This window comes from Enterobacter cloacae complex sp. 385G4, assembly GCF_057320665.1.
The window spans coordinates 13,263-34,178 of sequence record NZ_JBXWDD010000016.1 but is presented as its reverse complement, the minus strand read 5'-3'; the positions used below and the strand labels follow the sequence as shown (position 1 = coordinate 34,178).

At 56.9% G+C, this 20,916-nt stretch carries 17 protein-coding genes; 8 read left to right on the top strand and 9 right to left on the bottom strand.

Going from position 1 to position 20,916, the window contains the following annotated elements; translation table 11 throughout:
- Positions 1 to 221 precede the first annotated feature (221 nt).
- Positions 222 to 1,715 carry a M16 family metallopeptidase gene (locus tag AC2FAJ_RS22425; protein WP_041911852.1) on the top strand — a complete coding sequence of 498 codons (1,494 nt, stop codon included), beginning with the start codon at positions 222 to 224 and terminating at the stop codon, positions 1,713 to 1,715.
- A 47-nt stretch (positions 1,716 to 1,762) separates the two neighbouring features.
- On the opposite strand, the gene kdgK is transcribed toward AC2FAJ_RS22425, so the two are convergent.
- A complete protein-coding gene (kdgK, locus tag AC2FAJ_RS22420; protein ID WP_060571559.1) occupies positions 1,763 to 2,692 on the bottom strand; it encodes a 2-dehydro-3-deoxygluconokinase in 930 nt (309 codons plus the stop codon).
- Positions 2,693 to 2,921: 229 nt separating this feature from the next.
- Between kdgK and pdeH the strand changes: the two genes are divergently transcribed.
- Together pdeH and AC2FAJ_RS22410 are read left to right on the top strand one after the other, a co-directional pair.
- Entirely contained in the window at positions 2,922 to 3,695 is a 774-nt protein-coding gene (gene pdeH, locus AC2FAJ_RS22415; protein ID WP_041911854.1) for a cyclic-guanylate-specific phosphodiesterase, read from the top strand.
- A 65-nt stretch (positions 3,696 to 3,760) separates the two neighbouring features.
- A complete protein-coding gene (locus tag AC2FAJ_RS22410) occupies positions 3,761 to 5,803 on the top strand; it encodes an AsmA family protein (protein WP_485454534.1) in 2,043 nt (680 codons plus the stop codon).
- 59 nt (positions 5,804 to 5,862) lie between these two features.
- On the opposite strand, the gene AC2FAJ_RS22405 is transcribed toward AC2FAJ_RS22410, so the two are convergent.
- From AC2FAJ_RS22405 to AC2FAJ_RS22395, 3 genes are all read right to left on the bottom strand, one after another.
- Positions 5,863 to 7,185 (bottom strand): MFS transporter, encoded by a 1,323-nt coding sequence (locus tag AC2FAJ_RS22405; RefSeq protein WP_028014749.1) that lies wholly within the window; start codon positions 7,183 to 7,185, stop codon positions 5,863 to 5,865.
- A gap of 261 nt (positions 7,186 to 7,446) precedes the next feature.
- Complete coding sequence (gene yhjD / locus AC2FAJ_RS22400; RefSeq protein WP_041911856.1) at positions 7,447 to 8,472, bottom strand: inner membrane protein YhjD; 1,026 nt, start codon at positions 8,470 to 8,472, stop codon at positions 7,447 to 7,449.
- Between the two features lie 51 nt (positions 8,473 to 8,523).
- Positions 8,524 to 9,423: a LysR family transcriptional regulator gene (locus tag AC2FAJ_RS22395; RefSeq protein WP_045631430.1), complete on the bottom strand. Its 900-nt coding sequence runs from the start codon at positions 9,421 to 9,423 to the stop codon at positions 8,524 to 8,526.
- Between the two features lie 119 nt (positions 9,424 to 9,542).
- On the opposite strand from AC2FAJ_RS22395, the gene AC2FAJ_RS22390 reads away from it, so the two are divergent.
- Together AC2FAJ_RS22390 and AC2FAJ_RS22385 are read left to right on the top strand one after the other, a co-directional pair.
- A complete protein-coding gene (locus tag AC2FAJ_RS22390; RefSeq protein WP_333112589.1) occupies positions 9,543 to 10,301 on the top strand; it encodes an SDR family NAD(P)-dependent oxidoreductase in 759 nt (252 codons plus the stop codon).
- Positions 10,302 to 10,474: 173 nt separating this feature from the next.
- Positions 10,475 to 11,077, top strand: coding sequence for a response regulator transcription factor (locus tag AC2FAJ_RS22385; RefSeq protein WP_041911858.1), 603 nt, complete (start codon positions 10,475 to 10,477; stop codon positions 11,075 to 11,077).
- On the opposite strand, the gene AC2FAJ_RS22380 is transcribed toward AC2FAJ_RS22385, so the two are convergent.
- Together AC2FAJ_RS22380 and AC2FAJ_RS22375 are read right to left on the bottom strand one after the other, a co-directional pair.
- Positions 11,056 to 11,394 carry a lysozyme gene (locus AC2FAJ_RS22380; RefSeq protein ID WP_028014744.1) on the bottom strand — a complete coding sequence of 113 codons (339 nt, stop codon included), beginning with the start codon at positions 11,392 to 11,394 and terminating at the stop codon, positions 11,056 to 11,058. The two genes, AC2FAJ_RS22385 and AC2FAJ_RS22380, sit on opposite strands and share 22 nt — an antisense overlap.
- Before the next feature lie 71 nt (positions 11,395 to 11,465).
- A complete protein-coding gene (locus AC2FAJ_RS22375; RefSeq protein ID WP_028014743.1) occupies positions 11,466 to 12,005 on the bottom strand; it encodes a GNAT family N-acetyltransferase in 540 nt (179 codons plus the stop codon).
- Between the two features lie 147 nt (positions 12,006 to 12,152).
- Here AC2FAJ_RS22375 and AC2FAJ_RS22370 point away from each other — a divergent pair, with 147 nt between their 5' ends.
- Positions 12,153 to 13,745: an STY4199 family HEPN domain-containing protein gene (locus AC2FAJ_RS22370; protein WP_060571562.1), complete on the top strand. Its 1,593-nt coding sequence runs from the start codon at positions 12,153 to 12,155 to the stop codon at positions 13,743 to 13,745.
- 49 nt (positions 13,746 to 13,794) lie between these two features.
- Here the strand turns inward: AC2FAJ_RS22370 and AC2FAJ_RS22365 are convergent, their stop codons facing one another.
- The 3 genes from AC2FAJ_RS22365 to AC2FAJ_RS22355 all read right to left on the bottom strand — a co-directional run bounded on the left by AC2FAJ_RS22365 (position 13,795) and on the right by AC2FAJ_RS22355 (position 17,894).
- Positions 13,795 to 15,444 carry an alpha,alpha-trehalase gene (locus AC2FAJ_RS22365; RefSeq protein ID WP_193359190.1) on the bottom strand — a complete coding sequence of 550 codons (1,650 nt, stop codon included), beginning with the start codon at positions 15,442 to 15,444 and terminating at the stop codon, positions 13,795 to 13,797.
- A 183-nt stretch (positions 15,445 to 15,627) separates the two neighbouring features.
- Positions 15,628 to 16,980, bottom strand: a complete 1,353-nt coding sequence (gene gorA / locus AC2FAJ_RS22360) for a glutathione-disulfide reductase (protein ID WP_041911861.1) — start codon at positions 16,978 to 16,980, stop codon at positions 15,628 to 15,630.
- A 71-nt stretch (positions 16,981 to 17,051) separates the two neighbouring features.
- Positions 17,052 to 17,894 (bottom strand): 23S rRNA (adenine(2030)-N(6))-methyltransferase RlmJ, encoded by an 843-nt coding sequence (locus AC2FAJ_RS22355; RefSeq protein ID WP_041911862.1) that lies wholly within the window; start codon positions 17,892 to 17,894, stop codon positions 17,052 to 17,054.
- A gap of 179 nt (positions 17,895 to 18,073) precedes the next feature.
- Between AC2FAJ_RS22355 and prlC the strand changes: the two genes are divergently transcribed.
- Positions 18,074 to 20,116, top strand: a complete 2,043-nt coding sequence (gene prlC, locus AC2FAJ_RS22350) for an oligopeptidase A (protein ID WP_045631431.1) — start codon at positions 18,074 to 18,076, stop codon at positions 20,114 to 20,116.
- Between the two features lie 7 nt (positions 20,117 to 20,123).
- A complete protein-coding gene (rsmJ, locus tag AC2FAJ_RS22345; protein WP_485454533.1) occupies positions 20,124 to 20,876 on the top strand; it encodes a 16S rRNA (guanine(1516)-N(2))-methyltransferase RsmJ in 753 nt (250 codons plus the stop codon).
- Positions 20,877 to 20,916: the final 40 nt, after the last annotated feature.

Here is a 20,916-nt window from a genome sequence, read left to right as displayed (position 1 = left end):
TCACAATTGCCCGCATTCCCTTGTCGGGATGCGGGCTCCTGCGCATAATAACTGTTCATACCTGTCATAATTCGACAAGATTTTTTTTGGGTATATTTCACTTCGGATCGTGACGTTTTGCCGAACGCGCGGTCTAATCGACGTGTTTTCATCGTCATCTTTTAGAGTGCAGCGCGTCGCGAGACACTCTTTTTAACCAGGAATGTTGATCAGGGGTTCACATGCAGGGCACAAAAATTCGACTCTTAACCGGCGGTTTGCTGATGATGGCAGCAGCCAGTTATGTGCAGGCAGATGCGCTCCAGCCAGACCCGGCCTGGCAACAAGGCACGCTAGCGAACGGTTTTCAGTGGCAGGTGTTATCTACTCCACAGCGTCCCAGCGATCGTATTGAAATCCGTCTGTCCGTAAATACCGGCTCCCTTACGGAAAGCACTCAGCAAACCGGTTTTAGCCATTTTATTCCCCGTCTGGCGCTCACGCAGAGCGGCAGCTTGCAGGCAGTACAGGTGCGTTCGCTGTGGCAACAGGCCATCGATCCGAAACGCCCCCTTCCTCCGGCTGTGGTCTCCTATGACTACACCATGTTTAACCTGAGCCTGCCAAATAACCGTAACGACCTTCTTAAAGAAGCCCTTACCTATCTCTCCGATGCCTCTGGCAACCTGGCGATTACGCCGGACACCGTGAACTATGCATTGAGCAACGGCGACATGGTGGCGACCTGGCCTGCGGATACCAAAGAGGGCTGGTGGCGTTACCGTCTGAAAGGCTCAACGTTGCTGGGGCACGATCCGGCAGAGCCGCTGAAGCAGCCGGTGGACGTCGAACAGGTAAAATCGTTCTACCAGAAATGGTACACCCCGGACGCGATGACGCTGATCGTCGTCGGCAATGTGGATAGCCGCGCGGTGGTTGAGCAGATCAACAAAGCGTTTGGCGATCTGAAGGGCAAACGCGAAACGCCAGCCCCTGTCCCGACGCTCTCTCCGCTGCGCGCCGAGCCTGTCAGCATTATGACGGACACCGTGCGCCAGGACAGGCTCTCCGTGATGTGGGATAACGCCTGGCAGCCTATTCGCGAGTCTGCGGCGCTGCTGCGCTACTGGCGTGCCGATCTGGCGCGTGAAGCGTTGTTCTGGCACGTTCAGCAGACGCTCAGCAAAAACAACGTGAAGAACATTGGCCTTGGCTTTGACTGCCGCGTGCTGTTCCAGCGTGCGCAATGTGCCATTAACGTTGAATCGCCGGGCGATAAACTGAATGCGAACCTGGGTGTGGTGGCGAAAGAGCTGGCAAAAGTGCGTAAAGAGGGGCTCTCTGAAGAGGAGTTCAACGCGCTGCTGGCCCAGAAAAAACTGGAGCTGCAGAAACTGTTTGCCACCTACGCTCGCGCCGATACCGACATTCTGATCAGCCAGCGGATTCGCTCCCTGCAGAATCAGGTTGTCGACATTGCGCCTGAGCAGTACCAGAAGCTGCGTCAGGACTTCCTGAACGGTCTGACTGTGAATATGCTGAATCAGGATTTACGTCAGCAGCTGTCGCAGGATATGGCGTTGATCCTTCTGCAGCCGAAAGGCGAGCCGGAATATGACATGAAGGAACTTCAGAAGACCTGGGATTCCATTATGGCCACCGCGTCGCAGCCGGCGCAGGCTGCCACGGCTGATGATCTACACCAGGACGCGTCGGATATTCCGCAGGGGCAGTAACCCCCTCACGCTGACCCTCTCCCCTTTGGGGAGAGGGTTAGGGGAAACTAAACAGGCATCGCCTCGCGCGGAATAATCGCCCCGCGATACTGAATCACGGTGCTGGCCGTCAGGTGCCCACGCTGTGCCGACGCTTCCGGCGTTCCCCCCGTCAGGCGTACCGCCAGGTAGCCCGCGCTGAAGGAATCCCCCGCCGCGGTGGTATCAATCACTTTCTCTTTGTCCAGCTTCACCGCAGGGACCTCAATCACCGCTTCACCCGCAATCGCGACCAGGCACGACTCCGCGCCGCGCTTAATCACCACTTCGCTCACGCCTGCTGCGTGCGTGCGGGCAATCACGTCCTCAACCGGCTTTTCACCCCACAGGGCGTCTTCATCATCGAGCGTGAGGAAGGCGATGTCCGTGCACTGCAGCATCTGCTGATAAACCTGCTGCGTCTCTTCGCGGCTGGCCCACAGGCGCGGGCGGTAGTTGTTATCAAAAATCACCTTCCCGCCGTTGGCGCGGCATTCGCGCAGCAGCGAGAGCAGCTTTTCGCGGCTGGTCGGGCTTAAAATCGCCAGGCTAATACCGCTCAGATAGAGATAGTCAAACGTCGCCAGCTCTTCGCAGATGGCCCCAGCGGCGTCGCTCTCCAGCCAGAATTTGGCCGCGGCTTCGTTACGCCAGTAATAAAACGTGCGTTCGCCGGTGCTGTCAGTTTCGATGTAGTAAAGCCCAGGCAGGCGGTTTTCCATACGCTGTATAAGCGAGGTGTCAACATGTTCACTCTGCCAGGCTTCCAGCATCTGCTGGCTGAAGCTGTCCGTGCCGAGGGCGGTGACGTAGTTCACGGTGAGTGCCTCAGGCGCAACCTGACGGGCAATGTAAACCGAGGTGTTTAACGTATCGCCACCAAATCCGCGGCTGACTTCCGGGCCTTTTTGTGACAGCTCAATCATGCATTCGCCAATCACGGCAATTTTTTTGGACATAGTCGTGAACCTGAACAGAAGAATTTTCAGCAGTGTGCGCCGAGTGAATTAGATGGTCAACTATATTAAAACGGTGTTCCATTATTTTATTTGAGCCAGCGCGTGTTCCGGCAAATTTCTGTCATCTTAATTTCATTTTCACGGTGAATTGAACATAAAGTTCTCAATTATCGCGCCGATAATCCTGTGACGAGTCCAGAAAGGCTATCCCAACAACAGGACATCTGAAATGAAGTCAGAGCAGGTTATCCAGCGGCTGAGCACTACGCCTGAGGCAAGTATTGAGAACTTGCAGGAGCATCGCTACTGGCTGCAATGTGAGCGCGCGTACACCTGGCAGCCGATCTATCGAACGGACGGTCGGCTGATGGCAATTGAAATTTTGACCGTCGTTACGCATCCCTCAAACCCTACTCAGCGCATCGCGCCGGATCGCTATTTTGCCGAAGTTGCCGTTCGCCAGCGTCTGGACGTGCTGGAAGAGCAGCTCCGTATGCTGGCGACGAAACAGGCCTTTTTCGAGCAGCATACGATCCTCGCCTCGGTGAACGTGGATGGCCCAACTCTGCTGGCGCTGCGTCAGAACGCGAAGCTGCAGGAGCTGATCGCCACCCTGCCGTGGCTGCGCTTTGAGCTGGTGGAGCACGTGCGCCTGCCGCAGGATTCCTCGTTTGCGTCAATGTGTGAATTTGGCCCGCTGTGGCTGGATGACTTTGGCACCGGTATGGCGAACTTCTCGGCCCTCAGCGAAGTGCGCTATGACTATATCAAGGTGGCTCGCGATCTGTTCATCATGCTGCGCCAGACCCCGGAAGGGCGGAATCTGTTTACGCTGTTATTGCAGTTGATGAATCGCTATTGCCAGGGGGTGATCGTTGAAGGCGTGGAAACGCTGGAAGAGTGGCGTGATGTGCAAAACTCTCCCGCAGCGGCGGCGCAAGGCTATTTCCTCTCTCGCCCCGTGCCGATGGATCTCCTCGAAAGCGCCAGAACGACCCTCTGATAGCCCCGTTTCCCTTTGTCTGGACTATAGTTTTACAGGAAAGGTCATCAGGAAAGGGGATAACAATGACAAAAACAACCAGGGTCATTTCCTGGATTACAGGGATTTTCTTGTTGTTGATCGCGATCGTCGTCATCATTATCGCGACGTTTGACTGGAACCGCCTTAAGCCGACCATCAACCAGAAAGTCTCAACTGAGCTGAACCGTCCCTTCGCCATTCGTGGCGATCTGGGTGTGGTATGGGAGCGTCAGAAAGAGGAGACCGGCTGGCGAAGCTGGATCCCCTGGCCGCACGTCCACGCCGACGACATTATTCTCGGCAACCCGCCGGATATCCCCGAAGTGACCATGGTGCATCTGCCGCGCGTGGAAGCCACGCTGGCGCCGCTAGCGCTCCTGACCAAAACCGTCTATCTACCGTGGATCAAGCTCCAGCAGCCCGATGCGCGCCTGATCCGCCTCTCTGAAAAAAACAATAACTGGACGTTTAACCTTGCCAGCGACGGCGAAAAAGATCCGAATACCCAGCCCTCTTCGTGGTCATTCCGTCTGGACAATATTCTTTTCGATCGCGGGCGGATCGCCATCGACGATAAGGTCAGCAAGGCAGACGTGGAGATCCTGGTCGATCCGCTGGGTAAACCGCTGCCGTTTAGCGAAGTCACGGGCAATAAAGCGAAAGGCGATAGCGCCAAAGCGGGTGATTATGTCTTCGGCCTGACGGCAAAAGGGCGCTACAACGGTCAGCCGCTTAACGGGAAAGGGAAAATCGGCGGCATGCTGGCGCTTCGGAGCGAAGGCACGCCGTTCCCGGTGCAGGCGGATTTCCGCTCGGGGAATACGCGCGTGGCGTTTGTGGGGACGGTCAACGATCCGATGAACATGGGGGGCGTCGACCTGCAGCTCAAGTTCGCCGGTGACTCGCTTGGCGAACTGTATGAACTGACCGGCGTACTGCTGCCGGATACCCCGCCGTTCGAAACGGACGGGCATTTGGTTGCCAAAATTGATACCGAAAAATCGTCCGTTTTTGACTACCGGGATTTCAACGGCCGCATCGGCGACAGCGATATTCACGGCACGCTGACCTACACCACCGGAAAACCACGGCCAAAACTGGAAGGGGATGTCGAATCCCGCCAGCTGCGTCTGGCCGATCTTGGCCCGCTGATAGGCGTGGATTCGGGCAAAGGGACAAAGTCAAAAGAGGTTAAAAAGGACGTTCAGCCTGCGGGAAAAGTGCTGCCGTACGATCGCTTTGAAACCGATAAGTGGGACGTGATGGATGCGGATGTGCGCTTCAAAGGGCGCAAGATTGAGCATGGCAGCACGCTGCCGCTGAGCGATCTCTCGACGCATATCATCCTGAAAAATGCCGACCTGCGCCTGCAGCCGCTGAAGTTTGGCATGGCGGGCGGGACGATTTCCTCCAACATTCACCTGGAAGGCGATAAAAAGCCGATGCAGGGGCGGGCGGAGATCCAGGCGCGTCGATTGAAGCTGAAAGAGCTGATGCCGAACGTGGAGCTGATGCAGAAAACCCTCGGTGAAATGAACGGCGATGCGGACATTCGCGGGGTGGGGAATTCCGTGGCGGCACTGCTGGGCAGCGGCAACGGTAACCTGAAACTGCTAATGAACGACGGTCTGGTCAGCCGCAACCTGATGGAGATCCTGGGGCTGAACGTCGGTAACTTTATCATCGGGCAAATCTTTGGCGATGACGAGGTGCGGGTGAACTGCGCGGCGGCGAATGTGGATCTGGTTAACGGCGTGGCGCGTCCGCAGATTTTTGCCTTCGACACGGAAAACGCGGTGATTAACGTGACCGGTACCGCCAGCATGGCCTCCGAACAGCTGGATTTGACCATCGATCCGGAAAGTAAGGGGATTCGTATTATTACCCTGCGCTCGCCGCTTTACGTGCGTGGGACCTTCAAAAATCCGCAGGCGGGCGTCAAGCCCGGGCCGCTGATTGCGCGTGGCGCGGTGGCCGCAGCCCTCGCGACGTTGGTCACCCCGGCCGCCGCGCTGCTGGCGTTGATTTCGCCGTCAGAAGGCGAGGCGAATCAATGCCGGACGATTTTGTCGCAGATGAAGAAGTAACGCCTTTCTCCCTCTCCCTGTGGGAGAGGGCCGGGGTGAGGGCATCAGGCCGCAATGAATTACAGCGCCTGATGCTTAGTTTCATGCGTCAGCAGCAGCGCAATCAACGTCAGCGCCGCCATGGCCGCCAGATAAACGCCCACGTAGAACAGACCATAATTTGCCTGCAGCCAGGTGGCGATATACGGTGCCACGGACGCACCCAGAATAGACGAGACGTTATAGGAGAACGACGCGCCGGTATAACGCACTTCCGTCGGGAACAGCTCCGGCAGCAGCGCGCCCATCGGGCCGAAGGTCAGCCCCATCAGGCTCAGGCCAATCAGCAGGTACGCCATCACCAGCGCCGGGCTACCTGAACTCAGCAGCGGCGGGAAGACGAACAGAGCAAACAGAATGATCAGCGTGGTGATCGTAATCATGCTCGCACGACGACCAAACTTATCCGCCAGCAGGCCGGCAATCGGTACCATCACGCCAAACCCAATCACCGCCATCATCAGCATCCACAGCACTTCGTTACGCGGCAGGCCCAGCCCAACCGGTGCGGCAGCGGTACTGTAGGTCATGGAATACACCGTCATGATGTAGAACAGCGTGTAGGTCGCCAGCATGATAAACGTGCCCAGCACGGTCACGCGCACGTGTTTTGTCAGCAGGGTGCCCAGCGGCACTTTTACCTGTTTTTTCGCCGCGGCTACTTTTGCGAACACCGGCGTCTCATGCAGGGAAACACGCACATACAGGCCAATCAGCACCAGCACGGCCGAGAAGACAAACGGAATACGCCAGCCCCAGCTCATGAACTGTTCGTCCGTCAGCAGCCAGGAGAGCAGCAGGAAGGTCCCGTTGGCAAAGAAGAAGCCAATCGGCGCGCCAAGCTGCGGGAATGAACCGTACAGCGCGCGTTTACGCGGCGGGGCGTTCTCGGTCGCCAGCAGCGCCGCGCCACCCCATTCACCGCCCAGCCCCAGACCCTGACCAAAACGCGCCAGCGCCAGCAGGACCGGCGCCAGAATGCCGATGGTTTCGTAGGTCGGCAGCAGGCCGATCGCCACGGTGGAGATGCCCATCGTCAGCAGCGAGGCCACCAGGGTGACTTTGCGCCCAATACGATCGCCGAAGTGTCCAAACAGCGCGGAGCCAATCGGACGCGCCACAAACGCGATAGCAAAGGTCGCCAGAGACTGTAGCGTCGCCGCCGTCGGGTCTCCCTGCGGGAAGAAAATATGCGGGAAAACGATGACCGCTGCGGTGGCGTAAATGTAAAAGTCGAAGAACTCAATGGCGGTGCCAATCAGCGATGCGACGACAACTTTATTGCGCGAGTTTACCGGGACGTTTTCCGCACCAGAGTCGAGTGTTGTGGCTGTTGATTGCATAATATTTTCTTATTTTTTGTCGAACGAAAGGCCATATTACGCACAGCAAAAGCGACATTTCAATCTGTAACAAAATAGCTTACTGATTATAAAATCAACAAAAAGCGGATAATGTTCAGGCCAGCCAAAATGCTTCCATGAAATGCTTCACGTTTTTTAAATATTGGTGGATAAAACTGGTTTTCGGTTAAATAAAAGTTACGGACTGGATTTATATGCTGAAATGATGAGTCGGGCTGAAATATCAGCCCGAGAGCGGAATTAACGGTGTGTTTTTCCGGGCATTCGCGTGTCGCCTTTGTACTCGGCGGTGGCAATCCACGCCGCGCAGAACAGGGTTAAACGCGCGAAGAAGTAGAAGAACGCCATCAGCCCCAGCACCGAGCCAAATGCCGCGCCGGACGGGGATTTCACCAGCGACGGCAGGGTGTAGGTCATCACGATTTTAATCACTTCAAAGCCGATCGCCGCAATCAATGTGCCGCGGAGCAACGCCTTCTTACGCGGACGATGCCGAGGCAAGCGCCAGAAAATCCAGAAGAACAGCAGGTAGTTGGCGAAGATAGAAATCGCCAGCCCGATCCCGCGCCAGGCGGGCTTCAGCCATTCGATGTAATCAAGATAGAGCGCAGAAATAATCATCTGCTGCGCGGAGCCTGCCACGGAGGTAATGGAGAGCGTGACGACGAGCGCGATAAGCAGGCCAATCAGCGAAATAAAGTCGCGGAAATATTTAACCCAAATTTTCTCCTGATCCTGCGGTTTACGCTCCCACACCTCGCGCGACTGGGCGCGAATAGCTTCGCGGAGGTTGCCCATCCAGTTAACGCCGGAGTAAAGGGCGATGAGCAAACCGACGATCCCGACGGTGGTGCGCTGCTGAACGGCGGTGTTTATCGTGCTTTTCAGCGTGGTGGCGAGGGTTGGGTCACTGACGTTATTCAGGATCTTATTGAAAATATCCTGCAGCAGCGTTGGATGTGACGCGAGTACAAAACCGGCCGCTGCAAACGACACCATCAGGATGGGGATCATCGACAGGAACGAAAAATAGGTGATCGCGGCACCAAACTGGTTCCCCATGCGGTCATTAAAGCGCTCGGTCGCACGTATTAGATGCGCAACCATGGGAAACTGCTGAATTCTCTCCGCCAGGCTGGTAACGGTGCCCAGCGCCTTGCTGGCGGTACCAGGGGCTTTAGCCTCTTCCGGCTCGGTTTCCATCTTCTTGATGGGTTCATAATCTAAATGTTGGGTGGGTCGTTGCGGGTTATTTTCCGGCGTCACGCGTCTTTTCCTTTTTCGTTTGGCTGGATGTTACTGAATTATAGCTTGCGACTAGTCCACGTAAGCTTTTGTGAGTTCGGTTAGCCACTCCATAAACAGGTGAACCCGGCGAGAGAGGTTGCGCCGGTGGGGGTAAATCAGGGAGACAGGCATCGGTTCCGCGCGATACTGCGGGAGGATCTCAATCAGTTTCTTTGCGCGCAGCAGGTCGCGCACCCCAACGCGCGGGGCCTGAATGATCCCCAGCCCGGCAAGGCAGGCGGCCTGGTAAGTTTCCGTGCTGTTGACGGTTAGCACCCCGCCCGTTTTTATCCACTGCGTCGTGCTGCCGTTATAAAATTCAAAGCCCTGAGGGCGGCTTCCCAGCATCGCGGCATAATGAATCACGGCGTGCGAGCCTAAATCGTCCAGCGTGTCAGGGTAGCCAAAACGCACCAGATAATCCGGGCTGGCGCAGTTGATCACCGACAGCTTGCCCAGCGGACGGGCTATCAGCCCAGAGTCCTTCAGGGAACCCACGCGGACGACGCAATCAAACCCTTCCCGGACCACATCCACCAGACGATCGCTGCTGCTGAGCTCCAGTTCGATACCCGGATACTGCTGTAAAAACGCAGGCAGTTTGGGGATGACGACATTTCGAGCAACGCCAACGGGCATATCCACGCGCAGCCTTCCGCTGATGCTGGAGGGATCGTGCTGAAACATACCGTCCAGCTCATCCAGGTTCGCCAGCAGATCTTTTGCCCGTTCGTAATAGACCATGCCGTCCTGCGTCAGGCTGACGCGGCGCGTGGTACGGTGCAGTAGCTGGGTGCCAAGCCGGTTTTCCAGTGCCTGAATTTGCCGGGAAACGCTGCCTTTCGGCAGCGTTAATGTCTCTGCCGCGCGGGAAAAACTCTCCAGTTCCGCGACGCGAACAAACAGCTGCATTGCGTGAATTTTATCCATAGATGAAGCTCATTGTTGTTTGCAATGAAACAGTGAAGCGTTATTACCCATCTTTATTGATCTTCTATCACCTAATAAGCTCTTTCTCAATCTCCATAACAGCCAAAACGAGGTTTATGATGACTGAACGTATCGCATTAGTGACGGGTGGTAGCCGCGGCTTAGGTAAAAACGCTGCGTTAAAGCTGGCTGCTGACGGCACGGGAATTATCCTGACCTACAATCGTAGCCAGCAGGAAGCGCTGGAAGTTGTGCGCGAAATTCAGGAAAAAGGCGTCAAGGCGGCGGCATTAAAGCTCAACGTCGGGGATATCGCCAGTTTCGAAAATTTTGCTCAACAGCTTCAGGAGATCCTGAAGAGCGTCTGGCAGCGCGAAACATTTGATTGTTTATTGAACAATGCCGGAACGGGTTTATACGCACCCTATACCGAAACGACGGAAGCCCAGTTTGATGAGGCGCTGAACATTCACTTCAAAGGGCCTTTCTTCCTGACGCAGCGCCTGCTGCCTCTGCTTAACGACGGGGGGCGGATCCTCAATGTCTCCAGCGGACTGGCCCGCTTCACCCAGCCAGGCTCAGGAACCTACGCGGCCATGAAAGGGGCGATGGAAGTGCTCACCCGCTATCAGGCGAAGGAGCTTGGAGCGCGCGGTATCTCAGTCAATATTATCGCACCAGGCGCGATCGAAACCGACTTTGGCGGTGGGCGCGTGCGCGACAACGCGCAGCTTAACCAGATGCTGGCGTCGCAGACGGCGCTGGGGCGGGTAGGTTTGCCGGACGATATCGGGGATGCCATTGCGGCGCTGCTTAGCGATAAGCTTGGCTGGATGAACGCGCAACGTATTGAAGTATCAGGCGGCATGTTCCTGTGATGTCTGATGTTAAGGGGAGGGAACCCCTTAAGGACATCCTTAATATGGATGTGTCAAAATGCGGATAAATATAAAAACCACTGGTGGATTTGTAACCTCTCCATTCATTGAGTTTTTTCTTAAATAGCGTCTATGTAGAATCCCCCTTCGCTATTCTCAGAGGGAGAAATACGATGCGAGTAATCATGTTTGACAGGCAGTCGATATTTATTCATGGAGCGATACACGGTTTGCAGAAATTAATTCCTGAAATAAATATAACGGGGGCTTGTCAGGCAGATGATTTATGGACGCAAATATCCGCGTCACCGTCTGCTATCGTCATGATTGACGGCAATTTAATTCAGGATGAGGGGAGTTCTTTCCTGGATGAAATCATGCATCGCTTCCCGTCGGTCCGGGTGATGATGGTTCTGGCAAAAAAAGAGACCCGATGGGTTGAACAACTCATGCAGCGAAACGTGATGGCTATTATCCCCCGTAACGCTAACCCTGAGCGGTTTGCCGCCGTGCTGGATTCCGTGTCCAGAGGGATGGTCTGTTTTCCCGCTGAGTGGGTCAGCCAGCAATCGTCAGCGCAGGCGTTACTTTTCTTAAGCGAGCGTCAGCGTGAGGTGCTGAAGCTGCTGGCGGCGGGCGAATCAAACAAAGAGATTGGTCGCAATCTCAACATCAGTGCGGCCACGGTAAAAGCGCATCTGGAAGCGCTTTTTCGCCGGCTGGAGGTAAAAAACCGAACCCAGGCAGCCATGTACTACACCCGGGCGACGGCCTGAAGCAGCGCTTTCGGGAGTGAAGACGTCACGCCGAAACTCAGTATCATCAGTACCAGCGCGTCATGCTGCTGCTGGGTTAATGGATGTATACACTTTTCCCGCAGCAGCGTTTCACACAGCTGAATATCTTCATGGAGTAAATATTCCGCCTGAAGAGGCGTGATAAGGCCGTGAAAATTTTCCCGTTCGCGGATCACATGCCCATAGCCGATAACCCATACACCCTTTTCATCACGATATTTCTCCAGTGAAAGCCCTTGATGTTTCTTTATTAATTCTATGGCGGCAGAAGATATATTTAGCGCATGACCGTTCATATTCGTTTCCTCTTAATGGCGATACTGTAGAGGAATCGCGGTACGAGCAATATCCGCCAAATGGCTGTTGATCAGGAATTATTGTTCAGGTATTCCTGCCGTAATAACCCAAATAACCAGTCATTTTGCCAGCGACCGGAAAGGTAATAGCTTTCACGTAGCTCGCCTTCCAGCTGGAAGCGAGCTTTTTCCAGCAGGCGCCTGGAGGCGACGTTTCCCGCGGTGACGGTGGCGGTGAGCCGACGAATACCGCCCTGATGAAAGGCGTAATCGCAAAGCGCCTGCAGGGATTCGAAGCCGTAACCTTTGCCCTGCGCCTCGGGGGCAAAAAGAAAGCCCACTTCGGCGCAATCTTCTTCCCGATGAATATACCCGGTAACGCCCAGCGGGGCCTGTGAGAGGGCATCACGTACGACGAGGCACAGCCAGTGCGCGCTGCCTGGCGTCCAGGGCGTCAGGCGCGAATCAAACGCCTCCCGGATCGCTGCGACGGGGCGGTTCTCCGCCACAAAGCGCATGACTTCGGGGTGTTGCTGCAACGCCAGAAAAAAGGGCCAGTCTTGTTCCTGCAGGGGCGAGCAGTTCAGGCGTGAGGTCATTAAAACTGGCATTAAGATTCTCCTGAAGCATTTTAAATGATTTTAGGGTTGTCACTTTATTTCAACAGAAAGTCAGGTATGGTTAAGCGCGTATAAATAAAAAGAAAAACGGCCGTTAGTGCCCATTCCGGATGTCTTCGCTGTCGCTTAAGGAAAACAATGACTCTCAGCACATCACATCATATCCGCGAACAGTTTGAACACTGTCTGGCGGTCATTCGCCAGGCGTCGGTGGAAATCTTGCTTCTTCTGAATGTACATGTTTCTGAGGGAAAAGATCCACGCTGGTTTCTGGAACAGCTGGACAGCGCGCGTTTAGGCCTCGGGGGATGGGCTACGGTTGCGAAGAAGCTTAACCTGAATGATGCCGAGATGTCGGAATTTACGCTGCAGCTGCGCCTGCTGCAGCAGCGCGTCCCGCAGTACGAAAGCGGGCAGGATGTCAGTGAAAACCAGCTTATTGCGGCGATGCGGTTTGTGACTACGCTGGAACATCTTCGTCTGCAGCAGCCGCTTCTGACCTACAGCACCGAGCTGGCCCCGGGAAGTGAACTCCAGCAACAGCAGGCGCACAAGCAGGTACGCGCAATTGAGTTAATGATTAAAGGCCTCATTCAGCAGGCCTGGCCCGATCAGGTGCGGCTCAATAATCATCTTAAAACCTTATTTAACGCTGACCGCGTACGGCGCTGGCTGAAGCATGGCGAAATCAACGATGTCCTGAGCGGCATGATGTTCAGTGAACTGGCGCAAATGCTGGTGGATAAAAAAGAGTTCAGCCGCTATTACGCCTCGCTGTTTAACGACCCGTCCATGCTGACGCTCATGGTGGAGCCGCGCAAAACGCTGCAAACCTTCCTCGACGACATCCGGCAAATCCGCAACAGCATTACGGTGCAGAAAACGTTAAGTTCGGCGCAAATTCAGCTGCTGGATAACTACTACATGCAGATCTCCCGTCCGGTTCAACGCGCGTTTGAGGAGGGGAGAACGCGCGTCAACCCGGCCGGATTCATGGCGGTGGATGCCAGCGAGCTGCACGCGTTCTGGGAAAAGGCGCAAAAAATGGATCGGGTTACCGGTGGGGATCTGTTTGAAGTCCGCGACACGATTGAAAAGCCGACCCAACGCGCTCCGCGCACGCCCGAACAGCGTGAGCAGCTTATCTCCGGTGCGCTATGGGGAGCGGTCGGCGTGATGGTGATTGCCATCGTGGTAGGCGGCTTCTGGCTGGTGACCAGCAGCAAACCGCAGCCTGCGGCCGAAAATACGGCGCAAGCGGCGGCTCCGCCGCAGGAGATGCGCGAAACCCCTTCCTCGCGCGAGACGCTGACGCGCATGGGAGTGACCTGGGACGAGAGTAATTTCCGTTCGGCGATTAACCGCAACGATACCCGCGTGGCGCTGCTCTTTTTGCAGGGTGGGATGGACTGGAAGCTGTCATGGACCGAAGAGGCGATGTCGGCAGGCTATGACGACGTTCTGGAGCTTATGCTGCGCTATCGGCAGAACATGGCAGAAGAGAAGCCGTGTCGTCGTTTCATCAATACGCTCAGCCACGCCATGTCAAGCGGCGAGTCCCTGACGTCAATACGTAAAGAGTATCTGAAAGCCTTCTGTACCGTGCCGGCCGTGGTGAAGCGCCAGAAGCACGATCTTGAGATGGCAACGCGACGGGCGCAGTCACAGCCGGATGCCACCACGAAAAAATGGCAGTCTATTCAGACCGCCATTTATGAGGTGATTCGCTAAAATCTTCCCCTCTTCCCAGAGGGGAGAGGGGGGAAAAGACCGCTCCCTCTCAAGGCTCCCCATACAACCCAATCAACCGTCGCACCACGCCGTTCGTCCAGCCGAAGCCATCCTGTAGCGGATACTCCCCGCCGCCCCCTTCGCGCGGCGTACTGCTGGCGATGTGGTACTTCTCAATCAGCTTGTGGTGCGTCTTGTAGAAGTGGTTCACCGTATGCAGCCAGCTCCAGGCGATTTCATCCCCCAGCGAGTCGTTACCGTACTGCTTGAACCCCTGAATCGCCATCCACTGCAGCGGCGCCCAGCCGTTGGGTTTATCCCACTGCTCGCCGGTTTCGTACTCGGTTGCCAGAATTCCACCCGGCGTCAGCAGACGCGCTTTTACCGCGTCAGATAAACGTTCTGCCTGCTCGTGCGTCGCCATTCCAACATACAGCGGCACAATGCTGGCGGCAGAAAACAGCGCCATCTGCTCGCGTCGCCAGTCGTAATCGCGGTAACAGCCACTCTCCTCGTCCCACAGATAGCGGTTCACCGCCGCGCGGCGATCGGTGGCCTTCTGGCGGAACAGCTCGGCCGTCTCTTTATCCCCTTTCGACGCCGAGATATTGGCAATCGCGCTCTCCAGCTTAAACAGGAAGGCGTTCAAATCGATGGGGATAAATTGCGTCGTGCGAATGCTGGCGAGCCGCGCCGGATCGCGCAGCCAGCGGGAGGAGTAGTCCCAGCCAGACGCTGCTCCCGCACGCAGATCGCGATAGACCTCATTCGGCGGACGGCCCGAGTGGCGGGCGGTTTCCACGTCTTCAATCCACGATTCGTCGCGCGGGGTGTCACGGTCGTCCCAGTAGCGGTTGAGCAATGAACCGTCCGGCATGCGCACCGCGCTGCGGTATGCCTGATTAAGCAGGAGCGACTCCGCGCCGTCCATCCAGAAGGCGTGCTCCATTTTGAGATGGTCGAGGTAACGCTTCGCGCCGCGCACGCCGTCCTCTTCAAACAGCTCCACCATCAGGGCAAAGACCGGCGGCTGCGAGCGGCTGAGATAATAGGTGCGGTTGCCGTTAGGGATATGGCCGTAGCGTTCGATCAGCCATGCGAAGTTATCCGCCATGCACTTCAGCAGATCGTTACGGCCGCTCTCCGCCAGCCCCAGCATGGAGAAGTACGAATCCCAGTAGTAGGTCTCGCTGAATCGCCCGCCGGGCACGATATAGGCCTGCGGCAGCGCCAGCAGGGACGACCAGGGAATATGGTCCTGCGGTTCGCGCGTCAGGACGGGCCACAGGCTATCAATGTGCTCTTTCAGCGACAGGCCGGGGTCGGAGACATACTCCGTGCTGGAGGTTTCAGGCAGCCAGAAGTGGTTCTCAACGAACTGGCGCAGGTCGAAATCCCGGTGCCGTCTGACCTTACGGTAGCGGATCAGAATATCCAGCGGATCCATCTTCGGCGCGCAGTCGGGGAAGGTTTTGCTGTCCGCAAACAGCCGCGTCGACTGTACGTGCTCGAACAGTTCGAGGTAGCGATCGGCGGGCGTCAGGGCATCGGAGGCGGGTAGCCCCTCGATCATTTCGGGTTCCGGCTCCGCCTCAATCATCTCATCCAGTTTTAACTCGCAGGGATCGGTCTCGTAGCGCAGCTCTTCTGCAATCTCGAATTCGATGTTCTCGGTAGCCTGTAGTTTCTGGTTGAACATGGTGATAGGGACCTCCGGTTGTGTGTTCTGAAGACAGGTTTCTCCGGGCGTCCTATAAGCGTAGACATTCGCTTCGGTAGATGTGGAGGGATATGTGCGGTAGATCACTCTTTTCGGAGCATTCGTTTTGCAACGATTTATGTATGTGAATAAAAAAAGCCCCTCCGGAGAGGGGCTTCTGCATTATCGCATGGTGACAAACTCTTCCGCCGCCGTAGGGTGGATCGCCACGGTGTTGTCGAAGTCTTTCTTGGTCGCACCCATCTTCAGCGCCACCGCAAAGCCCTGCAGGATCTCATCCATGCCGAAGCCGATGCCGTGGATACCGACAATCTTCTCTTCCGGACCCACGCAGACCAGCTTCATGCGGCACGGCTGACGGTGAGAGGTGACGGCGGTATACATCGCGGTGAACGCGGATTTATACACTTTCACCTGGTCGTCGCCGTACTGCTCGCGCGCCTGCGGCTCGGTTAAGCCGACGGTGCCGATTGGCGGGTGGCTAAAGACCACGGTCGGGATATTGCTGTAGTCCAGATGCTCGTCCGGCTTGTTGTTGAACAGACGCTCGGAGAGACGACGGCCCGCCGCAACGGCCACCGGCGTCAGTTCAACCGCACCAGTGTTATCACCGACGGCGTAAATGCCCGGTACGCTGGTGTTCTGGAACTTATCGACGACGATGTAGCCTTTTTCGTCGGTTTTCACGCCGGTCACCGCCAGGTTAAAGCTGTCGTTCGCCGGTTCACGGCCAATCGCCCAGATCAGGCAATCAACGGTCTGGCTGCGGCCATCTTCCAGCTCAAGGGTCAGGCTGCCGTCCGCGTTTTTAACGACCGCTTTAGGCACGGCGTTGGTGTGCAGGGTTGGGCCTTCGGTGTTCATCACTTCAACCAGCGTATCGACGATCAGCGGGTCAAAGCTGCGCAGCGGTGCGTGTTTACGCACGAACAGGTGCGCTTCTGCACCCAGGCCGTTAATCACGCCAGCCAGCTCAACCGCGATGTAGCCCGCGCCCACCACGGCAACGCGCTCAGGCAAGGCAGGCAGCTCGAAGAAGCCGTCAGAGTCGATGCCGTATTCCGCGCCCGGAATATTCGGGTGGCTCGGGCGGCCGCCGGTGGCGATCAGGATATGATCGGCGGTGATCGTCTCGCCGTTCACTTCGATCGTTTTCGCGTCCACAAAGCGGGCGAAGCCGTGAATCACGTCGACGTTATTTTTGCCCAGCACGTTGTCGTACGAGGTGTGAATGCGGTCGATGTAGGCGGTACGGCTGGCGATCAGCTTGTCCCAGTCGAAATTGTTGATGGTGGTGTCAAAGCCGTAGTCCGGACCGTACATATGGATCGCTTCACGGATTTGCGCCGCGTGCCACATCACCTTTTTCGGTACACAACCCACGTTCACGCAGGTGCCGCCCAGCGCTTTGGCTTCAATCAGCGCACATTTCTGGCCGTACATGGCCGCGCGGTTGATGGAGGCGATGCCGCCGCTGCCGCCGCCGATGGCGATGTAGTCATAATGCTTAGTCATAGCTTTTGTCCTTAATCGTGAATTGCCGCGATTGTATACCTGAAATCAATAGTTTCCACCGATGGCTGCAATTACTCCGGCACGATCCAGCTGACGGTGGCGTGGCCCGTTCCGGCTGGCACCAGCGTTTTGTGCAGCCACGGCAGCACGTTGTTCATCTGCGCTTCCAGCTTCCACGGCGGGTTAATGACGATCATGCCGGAAGCGGTCATGCCGCGCTGGTCGCTGTCCGGGCGTACCGCCAGCTCAATCTGCAGGATTTTACGAATGCCGGTCGCCTCAAGGTCTTTGATCATGCGCTTGATTTGCGCGCGCAGCACCACCGGGTACCACAGGGCATAGGTTCCGGTCGCAAAACGTTTGTAGCCTTCGTTGATGCCGGTCACTACCGCCTGATAGTCGGTTTTGATTTCGTACGGTGGGTCGATCAGCACCAGGCCGCGACGGGAAACCGGCGGCAGCTTGGCTTTCAGTTGCTGGTAACCGTCGGCTTTGTCGACGCGGGCGCGGTTATCTTTCTGAAATTCCGAACGCAGCAGCGGGAAGTCGCTCGGGTGCAGTTCGGTCAGCTGGAGGCTGTCCTGCTCGCGCAGCAGCTGGCGGGCAATCAGCGGTGAACCAGGGTAGTAGCGCAGCTGGCCGTTGCGGTTGAAGTGATTCACCACGCCAATGTAAGGCTCCAGCTCGGCGGGCAGGTCGTCCTGCTGCCAGATGCGGGCGATGCCCTCAAGGTATTCGCCGGTACGCTCGGCATGCTCGCCGCTCAGCTGATAACGGCCCGCGCCCGCATGGGTGTCCAGATAGAGAAACGGCTTCTCTTTCTCTTTAAGCGATTCAATGATCAGGCTCTGAACGGTGTGTTTGAGGACGTCGGCATGGTTGCCAGCGTGGAAGCTGTGGCGATAACTGAGCATGGGTAATGGTATTCCGCTGAATTGACGATTTGCCACAGTTTACAGCAGAACGGCACAGATTACCCGCAGGCCCGGTAAGCGCAGCTATTGAAATCCTCTACACTTAACCCCATTACTGAAAACAATATGCACAGCGCCGGATGCGCGCTTCATTCACCTATTTCAACAGGACAGCGTTTATGACCAATCCATTACTGACGCCTTTTTCGTTGCCACCGTTTTCTAAAATCCTCCCTGAGCATGTGGTTCCAGCCGTTACCCAGTCGCTGGACAACTGCCGCGCGGCGGTAGAAAGCGTGGTTGCGCAGGGCGCGCCGTACACCTGGGAGAATCTGTGTCAGCCGCTGGCCGAAGTGGACGACGTGCTGGGGCGTATCTTCTCTCCGGTAAGCCACCTGAACTCGGTGAAAAACAGCCCGGAACTGCGTGAAGCCTACGAACAAACCCTGCCGCTGCTCTCTGAGTACAGCACCTGGGTCGGCCAGCACGAAGGGCTGTACAAAGCCTACCGCGACCTGCGCGACGGCGACCATTATGCCGAACTGAACACGGCGCAGAAAAAATCGGTTGATAACGCCCTGCGTGATTTCGAACTGTCCGGTATCGGTCTGCCAAAAGAGAAGCAGGTTCGCTACGGTGAAATCGCTGCGCGCCTGTCCGAACTGGGTAACCAGTACAGCAACAACGTCCTTGACGCCACCATGGGCTGGACGAAGCTGATTACCAACGAAGCAGAGCTGGCGGGTATGCCGGAAAGCGCCCTGGCGGCGGCGAAAGCCCAGGCCGAAGCGAAAGAGCAGGAAGGCTTCCTGTTAACGCTGGATATCCCGAGCTATCTGCCGGTGATGACCTACTGCGACAACCAGGCCCTGCGTGAAGAGATGTACCGCGCCTACAGCACCCGCGCCTCCGATCAGGGGCCGAACGCGGGCAAATGGGATAACAGCCCGGTGATGGCGGAAATCCTCGCCCTGCGTCACGAGCTGGCTCAGCTGCTGGGCTTCGACAGCTACGCGGATAAATCCCTCGCCACCAAAATGGCCGAGAACCCGCAGCAGGTGCTCGATTTCCTGACCGATCTGGCCAAACGCGCTCGTCCTCAGGGTGAGAAAGAGCTGGCCCAGCTGCGCGCCTTCGCGAAAGCGGAGTTTGGCGTGGACGAGCTGCAGCCGTGGGATATCGCGTACTACAGCGAAAAACAGAAGCAGCACCTCTACAGCATCAGCGACGAGCAGCTGCGCCCGTACTTCCCGGAAAACAAAGCCGTCAACGGCCTGTTTGAAGTGGTGAAACGCATTTACGGCATTACCGCTAAAGAGCGTACTGATATTGACGTCTGGCATCCGGACGTGCGCTTCTTCGAACTGTATGACGAGAAAAACGAGCTGCGCGGCAGCTTCTACCTCGATCTCTACGCGCGTGAGAACAAGCGCGGCGGGGCGTGGATGGACGACTGCGTGGGCCAGATGCGTAAAGCAGACGGTTCCCTGCAAAAACCGGTCGCCTATCTGACCTGTAACTTCAACCGTCCGGTAAGCGGCAAACCTGCGCTGTTCACCCACGACGAAGTGATCACCCTGTTCCACGAGTTCGGTCACGGCCTGCACCACATGCTGACCCGCATCGAAACCGCCGGCGTCGCCGGTATCAGCGGGGTGCCATGGGATGCGGTCGAGCTGCCAAGCCAGTTTATGGAAAACTGGTGCTGGGAGCCGGACGCGCTGGCGTTTATCTCCGGCCACTACGAGACCGGCGAACCGCTGCCCAAAGAGTTGCTGGATAAAATGCTGGCGGCGAAAAACTACCAGGCGGCGATGTTTATCCTGCGTCAGCTGGAGTTCGGCCTGTTCGATTTCCGCCTGCACGCCGAGTTCAGCCCGGAGCAGGGGGCGAAAATCCTCGAAACGCTGGCCGAGATTAAAAAGCAGGTTGCCGTTATTCCAGGGCCAACCTGGGGCCGCTTCCCGCACGCGTTCAGCCACATCTTCGCGGGCGGCTACGCGGCGGGCTACTACAGCTACCTGTGGGCCGACGTGCTGGCGGCGGATGCCTTCTCTCGCTTCGAGGAAGAGGGGATCTTCAACCGCGAAACCGGCCAGTCGTTCCTTGACAACATCCTGACCCGCGGCGGTTCTGAAGAGCCAATGGTGCTGTTCAAACGCTTCCGTGGCCGCGAGCCGCAGCTGGATGCGATGCTTGAGCATTACGGGATCAAAGGCTGATTGTTGCGTGAAGATCTGCTTAGTGGATGAAACGGGCGTCGGAGACGGCGCCTTATCTGTTCTGGCGGCCCGCTGGGGGCTGGAGCACGATGAAGAGAACCTGATGGCGCTGGTAATGACGTCAGCACATCTCGAATTACGCAAGCGCGATGAACCGAAGCTCGGCGGGATTTTTGTCGACTTCGTTGGCGGCGCGATGGCGCACCGGCGTAAGTTCGGCGGCGGTCGCGGCGAAGCGGTGGCCAAAGCGGTCGGCATTAAGGGGAGCTATCTGCCGGACGTGGTGGACGCCACGGCGGGGCTGGGACGCGATGCGTTTGTGCTGGCGTCGGTGGGCTGTCATGTGCGGATGCTGGAGCGTAATCCGGTTGTCGCCGCGCTGCTCGACGACGGGCTGACGCGAGGCTATGCGGACCCGGAAATCGGCCCGTGGCTGCAGGAGCGATTGCAGCTTATCCACGCGTCAAGCCTGACGGCGCTGACGGACATCACCCCGCGTCCGCAGGTGGTCTACCTCGACCCGATGTTCCCGCATAAGCAGAAAAGCGCGCTGGTGAAGAAAGAGATGCGGGTATTTCAGTCGCTGGTGGGGCCGGATTTAGACGCAGATGGCCTGCTGCAGCCTGCTCGTCAGCTCGCGACGAAGCGGGTGGTGGTGAAGCGTCCGGATTACGCGCCGCCGCTGGCGGACGTTGCTACGACCAACGCGGTGACCACGAAAGGGCATCGGTTTGATATTTATTCGGGGACGCCGGAATAAAAAAAGCCGGGTGGCGGCTTCGCCTTACCCGGCCTACATT

Bases quoted from the DNA above. Each gene is read 5' to 3' on its own strand.
- AC2FAJ_RS22410 (WP_485454534.1), top strand. From the start codon at position 3,761: ATGACAAAAACAACCAGGGTCATTTCCTGGATTACAGGGATTTTCTTG.
- AC2FAJ_RS22370 (WP_060571562.1), top strand. From the start codon at position 12,153: ATGACTCTCAGCACATCACATCATATCCGCGAACAGTTTGAACACTGT.
- AC2FAJ_RS22395 (WP_045631430.1), bottom strand. From the start codon at position 9,423: ATGGATAAAATTCACGCAATGCAGCTGTTTGTTCGCGTCGCGGAACTG.
- pdeH (WP_041911854.1), top strand. From the start codon at position 2,922: ATGAAGTCAGAGCAGGTTATCCAGCGGCTGAGCACTACGCCTGAGGCA.
- gorA (WP_041911861.1), bottom strand. From the start codon at position 16,980: ATGACTAAGCATTATGACTACATCGCCATCGGCGGCGGCAGCGGCGGC.
- AC2FAJ_RS22405 (WP_028014749.1), bottom strand. From the start codon at position 7,185: ATGCAATCAACAGCCACAACACTCGACTCTGGTGCGGAAAACGTCCCG.
- AC2FAJ_RS22390 (WP_333112589.1), top strand. From the start codon at position 9,543: ATGACTGAACGTATCGCATTAGTGACGGGTGGTAGCCGCGGCTTAGGT.
- prlC (WP_045631431.1), top strand. From the start codon at position 18,074: ATGACCAATCCATTACTGACGCCTTTTTCGTTGCCACCGTTTTCTAAA.
- AC2FAJ_RS22385 (WP_041911858.1), top strand. From the start codon at position 10,475: ATGCGAGTAATCATGTTTGACAGGCAGTCGATATTTATTCATGGAGCG.
- AC2FAJ_RS22375 (WP_028014743.1), bottom strand. From the start codon at position 12,005: ATGCCAGTTTTAATGACCTCACGCCTGAACTGCTCGCCCCTGCAGGAA.
- kdgK (WP_060571559.1), bottom strand. From the start codon at position 2,692: ATGTCCAAAAAAATTGCCGTGATTGGCGAATGCATGATTGAGCTGTCA.
- AC2FAJ_RS22425 (WP_041911852.1), top strand. From the start codon at position 222: ATGCAGGGCACAAAAATTCGACTCTTAACCGGCGGTTTGCTGATGATG.
- AC2FAJ_RS22380 (WP_028014744.1), bottom strand. From the start codon at position 11,394: ATGAACGGTCATGCGCTAAATATATCTTCTGCCGCCATAGAATTAATA.
- AC2FAJ_RS22365 (WP_193359190.1), bottom strand. From the start codon at position 15,444: ATGTTCAACCAGAAACTACAGGCTACCGAGAACATCGAATTCGAGATT.
- AC2FAJ_RS22355 (WP_041911862.1), bottom strand. From the start codon at position 17,894: ATGCTCAGTTATCGCCACAGCTTCCACGCTGGCAACCATGCCGACGTC.